Origin of the sequence: Halomonas sp. 1513 (assembly GCA_001971685.1) — a bacterium.
In the GTDB taxonomy this organism is placed as follows: domain Bacteria; phylum Pseudomonadota; class Gammaproteobacteria; order Pseudomonadales; family Halomonadaceae; genus Franzmannia.
This window is the reverse complement of the sequence record CP019326.1, coordinates 143,752-160,024: the sequence shown is the minus strand read 5'-3', so window position 1 is coordinate 160,024 and position 16,273 is coordinate 143,752. Positions and strand designations below refer to the sequence as shown.

The 16,273-nt window shown below is 63.0% G+C and carries 12 protein-coding genes and 1 pseudogene; 2 read left to right on the top strand and 11 right to left on the bottom strand.

Going from position 1 to position 16,273, the window contains the following annotated elements; genetic code table 11:
* From BWR19_00715 to BWR19_00700, 4 genes are all read right to left on the bottom strand, one after another.
* Complete coding sequence (locus BWR19_00715) at positions 1 to 1,191, bottom strand: amino acid ABC transporter permease (GenBank protein APX91589.1); 1,191 nt, start codon at positions 1,189 to 1,191, stop codon at positions 1 to 3.
* 119 nt (positions 1,192 to 1,310) lie between these two features.
* Positions 1,311 to 2,336, bottom strand: a complete 1,026-nt coding sequence (locus BWR19_00710; GenBank protein APX94844.1) for an amino acid ABC transporter substrate-binding protein — start codon at positions 2,334 to 2,336, stop codon at positions 1,311 to 1,313.
* A 306-nt stretch (positions 2,337 to 2,642) separates the two neighbouring features.
* Positions 2,643 to 3,020, bottom strand: a complete 378-nt coding sequence (locus tag BWR19_00705; protein ID APX91588.1) for a hypothetical protein — start codon at positions 3,018 to 3,020, stop codon at positions 2,643 to 2,645.
* A gap of 1 nt (position 3,021) precedes the next feature.
* Positions 3,022 to 4,089, bottom strand: coding sequence for a uroporphyrinogen decarboxylase (locus BWR19_00700; GenBank protein ID APX91587.1), 1,068 nt, complete (start codon positions 4,087 to 4,089; stop codon positions 3,022 to 3,024).
* 183 nt (positions 4,090 to 4,272) lie between these two features.
* Here BWR19_00700 and BWR19_00695 point away from each other — a divergent pair, with 183 nt between their 5' ends.
* Both BWR19_00695 and BWR19_00690 read left to right on the top strand, forming a co-directional pair.
* Positions 4,273 to 4,908 (top strand): GTP cyclohydrolase II, encoded by a 636-nt coding sequence (locus tag BWR19_00695; GenBank protein APX91586.1) that lies wholly within the window; start codon positions 4,273 to 4,275, stop codon positions 4,906 to 4,908.
* Positions 4,909 to 4,951: 43 nt separating this feature from the next.
* On the top strand, positions 4,952 to 5,626 hold the full coding sequence (locus tag BWR19_00690) for a hemolysin III (protein APX91585.1): 675 nt from the start codon (positions 4,952 to 4,954) through the stop codon (positions 5,624 to 5,626).
* A gap of 76 nt (positions 5,627 to 5,702) precedes the next feature.
* Here the strand turns inward: BWR19_00690 and BWR19_00685 are convergent, their stop codons facing one another.
* From BWR19_00685 to BWR19_00655, 7 genes and pseudogenes are all read right to left on the bottom strand, one after another.
* Positions 5,703 to 6,323 carry a glutathione S-transferase gene (locus BWR19_00685; protein APX91584.1) on the bottom strand — a complete coding sequence of 207 codons (621 nt, stop codon included), beginning with the start codon at positions 6,321 to 6,323 and terminating at the stop codon, positions 5,703 to 5,705.
* Between the two features lie 75 nt (positions 6,324 to 6,398).
* A complete protein-coding gene (locus BWR19_00680; GenBank protein ID APX91583.1) occupies positions 6,399 to 7,157 on the bottom strand; it encodes a molecular chaperone DjlA in 759 nt (252 codons plus the stop codon).
* 182 nt (positions 7,158 to 7,339) lie between these two features.
* Positions 7,340 to 8,665, bottom strand: a pseudogene (locus tag BWR19_00675) (hypothetical protein).
* 26 nt (positions 8,666 to 8,691) lie between these two features.
* The gene (locus BWR19_00670; protein APX91582.1) at positions 8,692 to 9,795 is read right to left on the bottom strand and encodes a hypothetical protein; all 1,104 of its coding nucleotides are present in this window, start codon (positions 9,793 to 9,795) and stop codon (positions 8,692 to 8,694) included.
* 35 nt (positions 9,796 to 9,830) lie between these two features.
* Positions 9,831 to 13,310, bottom strand: coding sequence for a hypothetical protein (locus BWR19_00665; GenBank protein ID APX91581.1), 3,480 nt, complete (start codon positions 13,308 to 13,310; stop codon positions 9,831 to 9,833).
* 12 nt (positions 13,311 to 13,322) lie between these two features.
* Positions 13,323 to 14,228, bottom strand: a complete 906-nt coding sequence (locus BWR19_00660) for a hypothetical protein (GenBank protein APX91580.1) — start codon at positions 14,226 to 14,228, stop codon at positions 13,323 to 13,325.
* A 5-nt stretch (positions 14,229 to 14,233) separates the two neighbouring features.
* Positions 14,234 to 16,273: a type IV secretion protein Rhs gene (locus tag BWR19_00655; protein APX91579.1), complete on the bottom strand. Its 2,040-nt coding sequence runs from the start codon at positions 16,271 to 16,273 to the stop codon at positions 14,234 to 14,236.

Genomic DNA, 16,273 nt, shown 5'->3' with positions numbered 1-16,273 from the left:
CTATCGTTCGACCAACGCCATGCGGGCGTTGTACCAGTTCATGAACAGCGACACCGACAGGCTGATGGTCAGGTACACCGCCATGGTCATGGCGATGACCTCGATGGCCTGGCCGGTCTGGTTCAGCGTGGTACCGGCAAACACCGAGACCAGGTCCGGATAGCCGATGGCGGTGGCCAGCGAGGAGTTCTTGATCAGGTTGAGGTACTGGCTGGTCAGCGGCGGGATGATCACCCGCATCGCCTGGGGGATGATCACCAGGCGCAGCACCAATCCCGCCGGCAGGCTAAGCGCCTGGGCCGCTTCGGTCTGGCCGTGGGAAATGGCCTGGATACCCGAGCGCACGATCTCGGCGATATACGAGGCGGTATAGATCGACAGCGCCAGCCACAGCGCCAGGAACTCGGGGATCACCGTGATGCCACCGCGGAAGTTGAAGCCGCGCAGCTCGGGTACGTCCCAGGTCACCGGCACGCCGGTCGCCACCAGGACCAGCAGCGGCAGCCCCAGAATCAATGCCAGCGAGATCCAGCCCGCCGGAATCCGCTTGCCGGTGGCCTCGTGGCGGCGCTTGTTCCAGACCAGCAGCGCGATGCTGGCAGCGATGGCCAGGCCGAAGGCCAGCGGAATCAACCCGAAGCCCGACTCGAACAGCGGCTCGGGCAGGTAGAGCCCGCGCACGTTGAGGAAGATCACCTCGCCGAACGCCAGGCTGTCGCGGGCGCTGGGCATGGCGCGAAGCACCGCGAAGTACCAGAAGAAGATCTGCAGCAGCAGTGGGATATTGCGGAAGATCTCGATATAGGCGTTGGCCAGTCGAGCGATCAGCCAGTTGGGCGAGAGCCGCGCGATGCCGACAATGAAGCCGATGATGGTGGCCGCCAATACCCCGAGAGCGCCCACCAGCAGGGTGTTCAGCAGCCCCACCAGAAAGGTGCGACCGTAGGTGCTCTGCGAGCTGTACTCGATCAGGGTCTGACCGATGCCGAACCCAGCGGTCCTGTCGAGAAAGCCGAAGCCGGTGGTGATACCACGTGCGGACAGGTTGTCCTGGGTGTTGCCGATGATATAGAGCAGCGCGGCGATGACCGCCGCCACCAGCAACGCCTGAAAGATCAGTGCCCGCTTGGCGGGATCGCGCCAGAACGGGGGCTTGGGGCCTATCTGTGAGGCCTTGGGTCGAGCAGACATGGGAATCGTCTCCGCCTGGAGGGGCTGGATGATACATGCCAGCGTCTGGCTGGCCGCGTTGCGGCCAGCCAGACGTTGACGTCAATGCGCCGAGCATGTCGGCGCATCAGGCGGATCGCTTAGCGGATCGGCGGCGCGTACTGGATGCCGCCTTCGGTCCACAGAGCGTTGATGCCGCGCTCGATCTGCAGCGGTGAGTCCATCCCCACATTGCGATCGAAGCTTTCGGCGTAGTTACCGACCTGGCTGATGATGTGGTAGGCCCAGTCGGCCTCGAGACCCATCCCCTCGCCGTAGTTGCCGTCGTCACCCAGCAGGCGGGCGATGTCCGGATCCTCGGAACCCAGCATGTCGTCGACGTTGTCGCTGCTGATGCCGAGCTCTTCGGCATTGAGCATGGCAAACAGCGACCACTTGACGATGTTGAACCACTGATCGTCACCCTGGCGCACGGCCGGACCGAGCGGTTCCTTGGAGATGATCTCCGGCAGCACCATGGCACCGTCCGGGTTATCGAGCTGGATGCGCAGCGCCGCCAGCTGCGAGGTATCCGAGGTCAGCACGTCACAACGGCCGGCCTCGAAGCCACCCACGGTCTGCTCGGAGGTGTCGAAGACGATCGGGTCGAATTCCATGCCGTTGGCGCGGAAATAGTCGGCCAGGTTGAGCTCGGTGGTGGTGCCGGACTGCACGCAGACCGCAGCGCCATCCAGCTCCATGGCACTGGAAATGCCCAGATCCGACGACACCAGGAAGCCCTGGCCGTCGTAGAAGGTCACGCCGGTAAAATTGAGGCCCAGGGTGGTGTCGCGGGTGGTGGTCCAGGTGGTGTTACGCGACAGCACGTCCACCTCACCGGACTGCAGGGCGGTGAAGCGCTCGACGGCGTTCAACGGCACGAAGCGCACCGCCTCGGCATCGCCGAACACGGCAGCGGCCACGGCGCGGCACACATCGACATCCAGGCCCTGCCACTCGCCGTCGTCATCCGGCGACGAGAAGCCCGGCAGGCCGTCACTCACTCCGCACTGCACGGCGCCACGGTTGACGGTATCTTCCAGAGTCGAGGCCGACGCCATCGCACTGGCGCCTGCGGCCAGTAACGTGGCCGAGGTCAGCAGTACCAGCTTGTTATTCTTGTACATCATCGAGGATTCCCTCACGTAATGGTCAATATATTGTGACATGCGTGCCGCAAGCATGTGCCAAGACCATAGCAAAGAGTGTTCCAACACGCGCAGTAACCGGAAATAACATTTATTCAACGCAGATAATCCAGGCAAAACGCCGGTTCTTCTGCTTCAGCGTAAGACGCCATCGGTAATCGTCTCTTTTTTCATGCACCTGCGTAGTGCAATACTCAACGCCGCCCCCCACCTTTCGCACCAAAACGAATTCGCCCCCGGCAGTAGGCTGCCGGGGGCGAGTCTTGGTAAGCATCCAGGGTTTGCTCAGGCCTGGCCGAACAGGCGCCGACGCAGCCAAACCAGCAGCAGCAAGGCACTCCCGGCGCCCAGGGTATTGGCCAGGATGTCCCAGCCATCGCCGCCGCTGCGGCCGGGCACCGGAATCTGCGCATACTCGATGGCGATGCCATAGGCCACTGCCAGGGCAAAAGCGCGCAGCGGACGCATACCCGCCAACGCCAGCAGCGCGGCCAGCCCGCCGTAGCCGACGAAGTGATTGAACTTGTCCCACGGCAGCCGCTGGGGCATCTCGCTGCCCGGCGTCAGGCTACCCACGGCGATTACCAACGCCGCCAGCAGCGCCAGCACCAGCCACAGCCGGCGGCGCTCATGCCAGCGGCGCAGGGCCTCTTTCGTACCCACCTCAGCTGCCCTGATGGTACGCCGGGCTCAGCTCGTGCAGCGCTTCCATGAAGGCGGTGACGTGGTCCGGGTCGGTGAACTGGCTGATACCGTGGCCGAGGTTGAAGATATGCCCCTCACCCGGCCCGTAGCTGTCCAGCACCCGCGCCACCTCGGCGCGAATCGCCGGCGGCTTGGCAAACAGCACGTTGGGGTCGAGGTTGCCCTGCAGCGCCACGCGGTGGCCGACTCGGGCCCGGGCATCGGAGAGCTCGGTGGTCCAGTCCAGACCTACCGCATCGCTGCCGGCGCTGGCGATCTGCTCCAGCCACTGGCCGCCGTTCTTGGTGAACAGGATCACCGGCACCCGACGCCCGTCGTGCTCGCGGATCAGCCCGGCGACGATCTGCTCCATGTAGCGCAGCGAGAACTCCAGATAGGCCGGCGTCGACAGCACACCGCCCCAGGTATCGAAGATCTGCACCGCCTGGGCACCGGCGCGAATCTGCGCATTGAGGTAGTCGGTGACGGCCGTGGCCAGGGTATCGAGCAGCTGATGCATGGTGTCAGGGTTGCCGTAGAGCATCGACTTCACATGGCGAAAGTCCTTGCTCGAGGCGCCCTCGACCATATAGGTGGCCAGCGTCCAGGGGCTGCCGGAAAAGCCGATCAGCGGCATCCGCCCGTTGAGCTCGCGGCGAATGGTGCGCACCGCGTTCATTACATAGTCGAGGTCGCGCTCGGCATCCGGCGCCTTGAGCGCGGCGACCGCCTCGGCAGTGCGCACCGGGTTACGGAATTTCGGCCCTTCGCCGGTCTCGAAGTAGAGCCCCAGGCCCATGGCGTCAGGGATGGTGAGGATGTCCGAGAACAGGATGGCGGCGTCCAGCGGGTAGCGCTCCAGCGGCTGCAGCGTCACCTCGCAGGCCAGATCCTGGTTACGGCACAGATCCATGAAGCTGCCAGCGTCTGCGCGGGAGGCGCGATACTCGGGAAGGTAGCGGCCGGCCTGGCGCATCATCCATACCGGGGTGCGATCCACCGGCTGACGGGCCAGGGCGCGCAGGAAGCGATCATTTTGCAGTTCCATGGTGGGCTCTATCATGACGAATTTGCCCGCATTGTACCCAAAGCCGGCGCTCGCGGCTTGATTACGGACCGCTCACCCCCCACCTATAGGCATTATTCATCGCGCCGTGAGCGCTCTGGCCGAAGCTGGTAGAATAATTGCCCACTCGCCGGCCTGGCCGCCGTCACTGTATCGAGGTTTTCCGTGTCGATTCGCTTCATCGCCGCCTCCCAGCTGCCCACCCCCTGGGCCACCTTCACCATGCATGGCTTCGAAGACGACGCCACCGGCAAGGACCATATCGCCCTGACCCTCGGCGACATCGACGACGGCGCCCCGGTGCTGGGCCGCGTGCACTCGGAGTGCCTGACCGGCGATGCCCTGTTCTCGATGCGCTGCGACTGCGGCTACCAGCTCCAGGAGGCCCTCAAGCGCATCGCCGCCGAAGGCCGCGGCGTACTGCTCTACCTGCGCCAGGAGGGCCGCGGCATCGGCCTGCTCAACAAGATCCGCGCCTACCACCTGCAGGACCAGGGCGCCGACACCGTCGAAGCCAACGAACAGCTGGGCTTCGGTGCCGACATGCGCCGCTACGACCTCTGCGTGCCGATGCTCGAGCACCTTGGCGTGGCCTCGCTCAAGCTGATGACCAACAACCCGCGCAAGGTCGAGGCGCTGACCCGCGACGGCGTGACCATCAGCGAACGCCAGCCGCTGACCACTGGCCTAAATCCGCACAACGAACAGTACCTGGCCACCAAAGCTGGCAAACTGGGGCATATGATGGCACTGGGTGATTTCACCCAGGCCAGCGACGTGGATATCGACCGCAAGCGCTGAGCCGCGCACCGGTATCGGGTATCCACCCGACAGAGTGCAGCCAATGTCTCGCGCCATGCCACACGCCACCCCGCAGCACCACAGCAACCTCGAGGAGCTGCTCAATAGCATCAGTCACGGCATCGGCGCCGTGCTGAGCCTGATCGGGTTCGTGGTATTGATCGTGATGGTCAGCGTGGCCGCTCACGTCGATCCGTGGAAGGTCGTCGGTATCAGTTTCTACGGCGTTACCCTGGTGCTGCTCTATGGCATCTCGACGCTCTACCACGGCGTTCGCCAACCGCGCCTCAAGCGTATCTTCCAGCATCTCGACCACTGCGCCATCTACCTGCTGATCGCCGGCACCTATACCCCCTTCTTGCTGGTCAACATGCGCGGCACCACCGGCTGGACGCTGTTCGCCATCATCTGGGGGCTGGCGCTGGCCGGCATAGCCTGCAAGCTCATCTGGCCACAGCGCTTCACCGTCCTGCGGGTGACGATCTACCTGATCATGGGCTGGCTGATCGTCTTTGCCAGCGGCGAAATGAGCGCCAGCCTGCCCACCGCGGGCATCGCCCTGCTCGCGGCCGGCGGTATCACCTACACCCTCGGCGTGATCTTCTTCGCCATCCGGGCAATCCCCTTCAATCACGCCATCTGGCACCTGTTCGTGCTCGGCGGCAGCACCTGCCACTACTTCGCGGTATACGCCGCGGTGCTGCCCCACGGTGTATGAGGGGTAACGACAAGGCACGCCAAGCCTAACCGAAAAAACGGGCCGCCCACCTAAGTTCGGCGGCCTTGTCCCCGGCTTAGCCGGTCGGCTTCTCCCGCTCGACCGCCCGCGCCAGCGCCGGACGCGACATGCAGCGTTCGCGATACGCCTCGAGCTCCAGCGGCAGGCGATTCTTGAACTTCACACCCCAGCTCAGGGTATGACCCACGAACACATCGGCCAGCGTGAAGCGCCCGCCCACCAGCCAGTCGTCTCCGCTAAACCGCCTCTGCATGGCCGCCAAGGCGCGCTGGAACTCCCACGCCGCAGTGGGCAGCACCGCCGGCACGCGGCGCTCGCCGGGCAGCGCGAACTTGTGCTTGCCTTGGGTCCACAGCGGCTGCTCCAGCTCGCTGACCACGAAGCTAAGCCACTGATCGACCTGCGCGCGCTCGACCGGCGAGGCTGGCAGCAGACCGCTCGTTTCGCCATAGCGCTCGGCCAGGTAGCGGCATATCGCCAGCGACTCGAACAGCACCAGCTCATCGTCTTCCAGCACCGGCACCTTGCCGTCGGGGTGGCGCGCCAAGTGCGCCTCGCTCTGCCCCTCGCCAGCCATCATGTCGATCGAGTGATAGTCATACGCCAGACCCAGCTCCTCAAGCGTCCAGGCCACCCGCAGCGAGCGGGATGAGGGGAAACCATATAGCGTGATCATCAATCCTCCTTTGGCGCTGTCATAGGCGGGTAAATTTCGCCGAGTCGCCTGTTGACGGCGAATGCTTAGGCGCGATCAGCCGCGGGCCGCGCGAATCCGTTCATGAGCGTTGCTGATTTCGCTCGTTCGCGCCTGGGCCACCTCGCGCATGCTCTCAGGCAGCCCTTTGCCCGCCAGTTTGTCCGGATGGTTCTGGCTCATCAGGCGCCGGTAGGCCTTTTTAATCTCGGCGTCACTGGCGTCTTCCGATACACCCAGCACTCGGTAGGCATCATGAAGGGCTTCCTCGCTGGCGCCCTGCGAGTTGGCGGCAGCGCCGTGCAGCATGGCTTCGATTTGCTGTACTTCGGCCTCGCTACAACCCACGCCACGAGCCACACGCAGAATCATCTCGTGCTCGGCGGGATGCAGCACGCCATCAGCCGCGATCGCCGACAGCTGAACCTGCAGAAATACCTGGCGCATCACGGGCTGGTGCCGGGTGAGGCGATTCACGCTGACAAGCTCGGCGTCTAAATCGAAGTCGTCGGCCCGGCCGCGCTCGAACGCAGCACGTGCCCTGGCTCGCTGCTCGCCTTGCAGGCGCATCTGATCGAAGAGTTTTTCGGCAACGCCCAGCTCGCCGTCGGTCACCTTGCCGTCCGCCTGGCACAGGCAGCCCATTACCGAAAAAATCGATTCTAGAAAGCCCTCTTGGATACGCATCCGCGCGACACTCAAGCGGCGTTTGAGCTGCCGCCCCAGCCACCAGCCCAGGCCGCCGCCCACCAGGAGACCGATGGGGCCGCCAACGGCGAGGCCGATCAGGCCAAATACGATGATCAGAAATAACATTGCGATCTCTAACGTCGAGGAAAACAGGGATTATGGCAGCCGGGCGCAGATCGTGCCTTCGATGCCCTCGGCATCAAGGACTCAGACACTCACTACCTCGTGCCCCCCTTATGGTGCCCTTCCTGGCCGGCTTCGACCAGCTGGGCGCGACGTTAGGACTCGTCATTAGCGTTGCGGCAGTCTCAATGCGGATTCGCCGCAAAGGGCAGTGAACGATAGGCCGACTGAGCAGGCGGTGCCACCTCGACCCCAAAGCGCTTTTCGATATCGCCCATCTCGGTAAACTTTTCGCCGCGCTGGTAGGCGGCGCGGAGCTGCTCGCTCAGCTCGGTGACGGCGGCAGAGGGCTTGGCCCACTGCGCCTTGGGTAGCGGCTTGGACCACTCCTCCAGCCAGTCCTTGGGGACCGCCTTGGGAGTACATGCTTCATACGGTACTCGGTGTACCAGTGGGCGAAGCGGGCGTGTTCCCACAGGCGCTTGCGTCGAAAGCGCCGCCAGCGGGCCTTGTCGTTGGTGCGTTCGCATGCCGCTTTTTCACGGGCGACGTAGGCGTCGTACCACTCGAGGCCCCACTCCTTGGCCGAGGGCGTAATCGCCTCGGCGCCCTCTTCCATAAAGCGGCGGATGTACTCCCACTGGGCCAGGGCCCCGGGCAGGCCGCCAACGCCAACCATAATCCCCGCCCCCGGCAGGGTATAACCCGGCCGTTCGGGATCGGGCGGCAGCAGGGCAAAGTTCCAGCCAAAGCCGGTAATGGCCCCCGGCCCCAAACTGGGGTTAAAGCCACACACCGCAACGACGTCTTCCCAAGGCACCAACACCGTGCGGCGCTCACGCTTGAAGAGGCGGCAGATGGCATCGTAGAGAGGGGGATAAATAAAGAGAAAAGCCATTGCGCCGAGGTGCAGTACCGTCAAACCAAGTGGAAAACTCTCCCGAGCGCCACGCAACCACTCTCCTATTTCAATAATACCTAGAACCCCCAATATCGCTGCTGCTGTACCCACCGTCGATATTAACCACAGATTATGAGGCGCAGGTAGCCAAAAGCGCCCCGGGGGATCCACTACAAATGCTACTTCACGGCGCTGTCGATTGAGGCGAATAGGTGGGAGGCGCTTGAGCAGCGTATTAATCCATATAATGCCTAGAATAAAGAAATTTAGAAAAACAAAATATAACCCCCCCCCCGAAAAAAGTCATTAACTGGAAACCTGGGGAATAGCCTCCTAACCCCGCCCAGAGAATCAGAAAAAGAAGTATCATGCAAAGCGATAACCCGCTGGCAACGTGGCCCGCTGTCATAAGGCTTTCGGGGCTTGCCCCCTGGCGAATATCCATGGTGACGTCATCATGGCGAACATCGATATTGGCCACGTCCACCCCGTGCTCGCTATCCACGGGGAGCGGTAACGGGCTAAGGCAGTACTGCTCGCCCCCGGCGCGGCTTTCACGCTCGCCTGAGCGCATCGGGGGAAGGGCCTCTTTGGGGCTGGTGTTAAACATTGAGTTTCTTTACGCGAGGTTAGACATTAGGCCTCGATCCCTTCCAGCCGATACGCCTCGGCGAACACCTCGTCGACCGGACGCTGCGGATCGCGCTCGCGGATCCGCCTCACCTCGTTGGAGAGCCTCACCAACTCCTCGCTGGGCTTGGCCCACTGATCTTCGGGGAGGGGTTTGGACCATTCCTCCACCTCCGCCGGACGCAGCTTGGGGCGGCTCTTCATCAACCGCTTGGCTTCCCACTCGGTCAAGTAGCCGGGCAGGTTCCATAGTTCGATAACGTGGTAGGCATACCAGAAGAACGTAAAAATCGGCCCGACTTCCCCCTTGGCCCGGCGCTCGCGCATCCGGTGGCGCGCATTGCGCAGGGTATGCATGCCCTCCCAGGGCGGGTCGTCCTTGCCTCGCGGCAGGTGGGGATCCTGGATCTCATGAAGGGAGTGGACCTCATACTCCATATAGGCACGGATCGCTTCCCAGTTGCTGATCGCCAGGGGCAGCCCCGCCGTCATGTACTCGAGCTTTAGCCACTGCCCCGTCTCCGGGTGGGCATAGCCGACGCCCATGCCATACTGCTGCTGTACGCCGTACTGGGTGGCACCACGCGCCTCTACCACCCAGGCCATCAAGGACTCCCAGGGCACGTAGACGGTTTCTTGCGTATCGGTAAGGGTAAAGCAGACTTCCCGGCGCTGGCGATTAAAGCGGACGGGGATGCTTTTCTTTAAATCCTGAAGGCCCAAATAGTGGCCTATATACATGAGCAATAAACCTGCCGCCCCGCCTACTATACCCGACCAAAAAAAGCCGCGATACACGCTCTTGGCCATATCTAAAGGTAATAAAGCTAAGCTAACAAGAGGAAACCCTATCAAGCATAGTAATACAAACCCAAACCATCCCGCAGTAATCATCTGCCACCCATAGACACTTGGCCACCCCCCCCCGACATCCAGCCAAGTGTTGTTAAGTTCGCTGATGGCCTTGCTCATATCCAGAGGCGGCTGACCCGTCGATAAGGGCAGTGGCGCCAGATAGGTGATACGGCCCCCGGGAATCGCCTGTACGTCCCCCGCATGGTGAGGCTGAGATAGCTCAGGCTGCGGCAAGTCCGGTCCCTTATTATTCATAGTCGAGTTCCCTTTCGTCTCTTATCGCCTGCTGGTCAAAGATCCACAGCATACCAGCTCCCCGGATCGCCTCGACGGGGAAACGCCGAGGGCATATAGCGTTTGCCGCTACCGGTCCCACCGCGCGGGTCGATATAGATGTAAACGTCGCTTGCCTGATAGTCCCCTTCGTCATCGAGGTGCTCCAGACGTATCCCAACCACCCAGTGCTCGGTGTCATACCCATGAGGGGTCTGCCGATGGTTCGGCGCCAGCCCCGATAACAGCACATGGCCCTTATCGCCATCGGTCCCTAGCGCCATCGCTTCTGCCAGCTCGCTAGTCGCCTCCAGCCAATGCTCCGGTGCCCGTACCGTGCCATCACGCTGCCAGATCTTTACAGGCTGCACCTGCCAGGCCTTGAGCAAGAGGCGAACGGGCGCCTGCCCAACCAGTGGGGGTTGCAGTGCCTCGGGGGACAGTCCAGGTAGATGCAGCGCAACCTGATAGTAGTCGGGGCTACGCGTCCAGTTGGGACGCCAGCTCTCTGCGTAGACCTCTTCCAAGGTGATATGGGCGGCTTGGCTGATGCGTCTTAGCTCATCGAGATAATGTTCAAGGGACTCATTACCCTCCTCGGTTCCCCAAGGCGAGGCCAACAGCCATTGATCGTGCTGGCTAATATTGTGGCGATTATAGAGCCAAGTGCCACCGAGTTGCAGAATCGAAAACGCCAGGCCAATGCCATTAAAGCGCCAAAAGACCGATGCCAGATGCGGGCCTGCCATTGCCCATGTCGTAGCGCCTCGCGCAACGGCAACTCCCACCCTAGCATTGGAAACCAACCCATATCCGTGGGCCCCCATCAGCCCGGCATCTCCCACCATTGACAGCGCGGCGGCCCCTTGAGCCGCAGCATTTCCCCTCCGCACCGCGTCCTGCCAGTTACCTCTATTACTAGATAAACCGAATACAGAAGCCCCGAGCCCGGTAAAATATCCCGCAACACCCAACCCAAAATGCATTCGCCCTAACTGAGCGTATACACCGCTTGCGCGGCTTGAGTTAACAGCATTCCCCAGCGCACGCGCCTGAGCCTGAAGCGCGGTATCACCAATACTTTGTGCTGCCAAAAAACCCGCTGCACCTGTCGCAAATGTTGCTGCCCAAAATCTTTTCTCTAAATCCTTTAATTTCTCGTGCGTTTTATCATCACCCACATTACGCAGTGCACTCGTCGCCGCCCATAACCCCACCGCCTGGCCAATAAATACCAGCAGTCCAACACCATCGCCCAATAGCCCCGCGGGTGGGGCACGGTAGATCCCATGCCTAAGATTGCTGGTTAGCTTGCCGACTGCCACGGCCTTGCCGGCATCATCGAACTCCAGCACCAGACCAGCACGGCCGCTGTCGCCTTCCGATAGGGTAAGATCGTCTGCCCCCACGTCGCCGACCGGGCTTAGCGCAGCAGCCAAGCGCTGCTCATTGGCATCCAACTGTGCCTGTACACTGCGGCGCTGATTACTAAGCTGCTCACGTTCGGTGCCTGAAGCCGCCTGCCGCCTATTGTTCAGGCTAGTCAGGCGCTGGCGTAGGGCCAGGGTCTCTTCCACCAGGTCCATCAGCTCTTCAAGGCTCTGCGTCGAGAAAACAAAGCGGGCGCCATTCTCCTTCGCAGCATCGACGATGCGCGCCCATGCAGCAGGGGGATCAAGCTGGCGAAACAGGTCCTCAAGATCCGGCATGACGAAATCGCCCTGCCCCATCGACTGTTGCAATTGTTCCATGATCTTGGCTAAACCAGCACCCACTGCAGGCGTAAGATTGGTTCTGGCACCATTTGCCAAGGGTTGTAACTCCTTCGGCAATTTCGTCAGGTCGGGCAGTTTCCCATTTTCGGCCTCTTTTAGCCTATCAACCCAGTTGTCCAGGTGATTCAGAATGCCGTATCCCGCCGAAATGAGCGCCGTGTAGTCCTTTATCAGCGCAGCTTGCTCCTCCAGGCTACGGGTATGAAAGAGGGGACGATCATACTCGGGGTGTTCGGTGAGCCACTGCTTGATTCTTTCGATGACGTCGTCGTCCCGGCAGATATCCCGCGTACAGGCATATTCCGCCGAGAACGCTTTCTCAACTTGCTCTTCACTGTCGGCGTCAAAATACCAGGCAGCGACGTGAAAGGCGCTTGAGCACAACATCTCAGCTCGATCTTGGCTGATTTGGGCGAGCAAGGCGTTCCAGCGCTCGAGCTTGGGCCGCTGCTGCTCCAGGAATCGATCCATTTCGCCGCGGCGAATCAGGTCGTTGACCCCGCGCTGACCGAAGGAGGCCCCTTCCAGAATATCGCGAACGCGCCGATTATTGGTCTCCTTGAGGTCGACCAAGGTGTCCAGATGCCGCTCGACAAGCTCACCATCGGCGTCTGCCAGGGCATCGTTGGCGTAGTAGCGGCGTATTTCCCGTTGCTGGATCTGCTGGATCTTATAGGCATTGGTTCGACTGGGGTCCGGACTTACCTCGAGCAGTCTTTCTCTTAGCTCATCCGGCAAATCAGGGTCATAGGACCGCGGCAGGGTTTGCTCCGTATTGAGGTAGTCGAGCAGCGTTTGCCGAGTGCGCTCTCTGTTCGGCTCCTCCAGTGCCTCCAGGTCTTGCCAAAGCGCCAACTCCGGCGAGCCTTCTTCACCTGGCGCCAGCGACTCCAGCGTCTCTGCCGACAGTTGGGTGATGGACTCGATATAACAGCCCAGCACATAGTTGCGTTGCGTCCGTTTCTCCTGCTCCTCCGTCCACTCCTCGATCCACCCCACCACGTTGTCCTGATACATGGCCAGGTCGCGCATCACGCCGATGTCGTCGCGTACCACCAGGCACAGGCACTCATCGCGATCCTCGACGTCGTGCTGCTTGAGCAGCTTGCCGAGGCGGGTCTTGTGGTAGTAGTGGTCGTTTTCCCAGTGGTAGGCCTCGCCTTCCTGCGCGTGGCCGTCTTCGGGTGGCTCCGGCTCGGCCTCTTCGGCAAATTCCGCGACCCAGGCTTCTGCCTGGGCCGTGGTGATCAGGTGTTCGCCACCGCCGTTGATGGGATTGGCACCCGAGAGATCGACGGCCTGCATAAAGGCGTCGCGGTCTTCCTCGCTGTCCACCACCTGGGCGCGCTTGGCGTCGGTCCACTTCACTTCGGAGAAACAGACGTAGAGGGTGCGGTCGGTATCGTATTCAAGCTTGCCGCCGGTGATCTCATCACCCTGGTCACGAAACTCGTACTCGGCGAGTTCGTTGGTCTCTGCGTCGAGCACGTAGAGATAGCCATTGCGCAGCAGGCGAATCCCCAGCGGCCGGGCGCTCAGGGTATAGGGGGTGGCGCATCCCGGCTCGAGTTCCTCGACGAGGCCATAGCGCAGTGGCAGCAGTTGCACCTTGCCGCTGTTCAGCGGACAGGTGCCACCCTCATCGCAGTCTCGATTGGAGAGCTCGTAGGCGGCCAGGGCGCCATCTTCACGGTCATCGGTGGGTCGCTCGAACGCGGACATATGACAGGCTCCCTATGTCATGACGGGGGATGAATGCGGGTTGGCCGCTTGCAGGGCAGCCTCGAGACGCGCGATAGGGCTGCGATCCGGTGCAGTGAGCCAGCGGTAGGCGGCGGTATCGGTGGCACCCTCTCGCCAAGTGGTAATGCCGAGACGGGCCATCAGGGTACAGAGCAGCGCCCACTCGCGTGGGGCGTGGAACCCGAAATCACGCGCCTCCGCGATGATCGCGGCAAGCTGCTCATGACGCTGCGCGCCCCCGATGCTGGGTAGCCAGTCAACACAGTGGCGCTCCACAAAGGCCATCAGTCGCCGAGTATCGCGGCGCAGGTCGCATGCCTGGAGTCGCTGGAGCTGCAGCTCTGAGAGTCGATAGGCATGGTCCAGCGAGTTAGGGGCTGCATCGGTCACCGCGGGGGACCAACAGCGCCACTCCTCAGCCACAGCGTCCGGCGCCAATACGCTGTCGATAGGCCCCCATGGCACCTGCACGGGCGAGCTATCCGGCGTTAAGAGTGCGGCAATCACCGCCGGATCAGCCAGGCGCAGCAGCAGCGGAATACCGGCGGGATGCACGACCTGGATCAGGCCGCGGAGATGGTCGCTAAGCTCGACAAGGCCGGACTCACTGACGATCAGGTAGCCCCATTCCGGCGCGAGGCCCTCCTCCAGAAACTGCCGCAAGACAGGGTCCTCTGGCCCGGCGAGGTGCACCAGCCAGGGCGAGACGTCGTTGACGTCTGACCAGGGCGTGCCGGCATACAGCAGGTCCGCCTCCAAGCGTCCTTCCGACCATTCATAGAGTCGACGGGCCAAGTCCTGCACTCGCACACCGTCGAGCAGCAGATATACCTTGTGCTCACTGGGCCAGCGCCACTCGCCGCCCAGCAGGCCATTTGTCAGTGGCCAATGCCGCATGCTCGTCACCCGTCACTGCCCTTTTCACATACCGGGCATAGCGCTTGCTGCTGCAGCAGCGCGGCGTGCTGCGGCGCCTCCACCGGCGTGAACTGTGGCGCGCCTTCCACCTCCCGCGGCAGCTTGGGCCCTTGCGATGCCTGGCCGGAGCCCGAGCCGGGGCTGCCGCCGGAGTTGATCTTGACGCTGGGGCCGACGATGGTGACGCCGCTGGGGTCGAGTTTGACGAAGCTGCCGCCGGCGTTGAGGGTGATCTCGGCGCCGGCGTCGATCACCACCTTCATGCCGGCCTTGTGGTGGACCTCCTGGCCGGCCTCGACCAGCTGGGCGCGGCCGTATTTCTCGTGGCGGGTGGCGTCGACGATCAGGTGGTCGTCGCCGTCGACCTGGGTGTGGCGGCTGCCGTGCACCGTGAGGTGGTCGTCGCTGTCGATTTCGCTGATGCGGTCGTGGTGGACCTTGAGATGGCTGTCGCGGCCGATCTCTTCGGTGCGGTCGTTGTTGGTGAGCAGTTCCAGGTCCTTCTGGGCGTGCAACCAGATCTGCTCCTGGTCAGCCTGGTCCTCGAAGCGCAGCTCGTTGAAGCCCTCACCCTGGTGGCTCTGGGTGCGGATCACGGTGCGGGTCTTGTGCTCGGGCAGCGTGTAGGGCGCGGTATTGACCGCATGGTAGGTGCGCCCGGTGATCAGCGGCTGATCCGGGTCGCCCTCGAGGAATGAGACCACCACCTCATGCCCGATCCGCGGGATGGCGATGCTGCCGTAGCCGCCGCCGGCCCAGCCCTGAGCGACGCGGATCCAGCAGCTAGCAGTGTCATCCGGTTCGGCGTAGCGGTCCCAGGGGAACTGCACCTTGACCCGGCCGTGCTCGTCGCAGTGGATCTCTTCACCCTCGGGGCCGACCACGAAGGCGACCTGGGGGCCGTCGACGCGGGGCTTGGGGTCCGGTTCGGGGCGCCAGGCGGCGTCGCCGGGGGTGAGCACGATCTGGTTGTAATAGCGGGTCATGCCCTTGGCGTCGCCCTGGGTGACACCGTCCTCTTCCAGCGCCTGGGGCTGTTCGCCGCGGTGGATGATCCGCACCACCTGCCAGTCGCGGTTGAGGCTGTCGGCGTCGTGGTCGCTCAGCGTGAAGCGGCTGCCGGGGGCGAGCTCGGGCAGGTCGCTCTCGGCCTCGGCGGTGGCGGCGTCGCGGCGCAGCGCGTCGAGACGGATGCGGGTGAAGGGCTCGCCGGAGGCGTCGTGCTTGTAGCGCCCGGGGTAGTCGTAGTGCTCGTAGTCGTCTCTTTGCGCATGTTCCTCGAGGCCCCCGGCCACGTGCTCGTGGAGCTGTGAATAGGCCGGCTGCTTGAAGGAGTAGTCCTTGAGGGTGGCGCTGGCCGGGGCGACCCGGGCGACCTGGCGGAGCTTGCGCACATGGCGGGTCGGGGCGCTGCCGCCGGCGCGGCTGTGGTAGCTGCGCTCGCCCAGCGCGGTCAGCATCTGCGGGTCGTCGGCGAACACCAGGCGGTGGGCGCCGCCGACCTCGTCTTCGAATTCGTGGAAGTAAAACAGTCCCTCTTCGGCGGCCAGGCGCTGGACAAAGGCCAGATCGGTCTCGCGGTACTGCACGCAGTACTCGCGCTCTTCGGGCTCGCGGGTGACGGCGAAGGCGACGTCGGTGATGCCGCGCTCCTCGCACAGGGTGTTGATGATGGTCAGCGGCGAGACCTGCTGGAAGATGCGCGAGTTGTGGCGCAGCGAGAGGCGCCACAGCGCCGGGCGGATCACCAGCGAGTAGAAGGTGCGGCGGTGGCCGCGGTCGCCGCGGCTGAACTCGGCGGCGATGCCGTGGATGCGGCGCAGCGGTTCGCCGTCCTGCCAGATCGTCAACGTCAGCTCGCGGTCGAGGAAGGCCGCGGGGCTGAGGTCGGGGTCGCGGCTGGCGAACTCGACCGCGAGGCGGAACGGCGCCGAGAGCGACTCCTCGAGGGTGAAGTCGAGCACCGCCAGGTCGAGGGCGTCGTCACTGGCCAGGGCCAGGGTGAATTGCAGTCCGGTGCCCAT

Coding starts and splice junctions, on each gene's coding strand:
- BWR19_00715 (APX91589.1), bottom strand. CDS start 1,191: ATGTCTGCTCGACCCAAGGCCTCACAGATAGGCCCCAAGCCCCCGTTC.
- BWR19_00710 (APX94844.1), bottom strand. CDS start 2,336: ATGTACAAGAATAACAAGCTGGTACTGCTGACCTCGGCCACGTTACTG.
- BWR19_00700 (APX91587.1), bottom strand. CDS start 4,089: ATGGAACTGCAAAATGATCGCTTCCTGCGCGCCCTGGCCCGTCAGCCG.
- BWR19_00690 (APX91585.1), top strand. CDS start 4,952: ATGTCTCGCGCCATGCCACACGCCACCCCGCAGCACCACAGCAACCTC.
- BWR19_00685 (APX91584.1), bottom strand. CDS start 6,323: ATGATCACGCTATATGGTTTCCCCTCATCCCGCTCGCTGCGGGTGGCC.
- BWR19_00680 (APX91583.1), bottom strand. CDS start 7,157: ATGTTATTTCTGATCATCGTATTTGGCCTGATCGGCCTCGCCGTTGGC.
- BWR19_00670 (APX91582.1), bottom strand. CDS start 9,795: ATGAATAATAAGGGACCGGACTTGCCGCAGCCTGAGCTATCTCAGCCT.
- BWR19_00665 (APX91581.1), bottom strand. CDS start 13,310: ATGTCCGCGTTCGAGCGACCCACCGATGACCGTGAAGATGGCGCCCTG.
- BWR19_00660 (APX91580.1), bottom strand. CDS start 14,228: ATGCGGCATTGGCCACTGACAAATGGCCTGCTGGGCGGCGAGTGGCGC.
- BWR19_00655 (APX91579.1), bottom strand. CDS start 16,273: ATGGGCACCGGACTGCAATTCACCCTGGCCCTGGCCAGTGACGACGCC.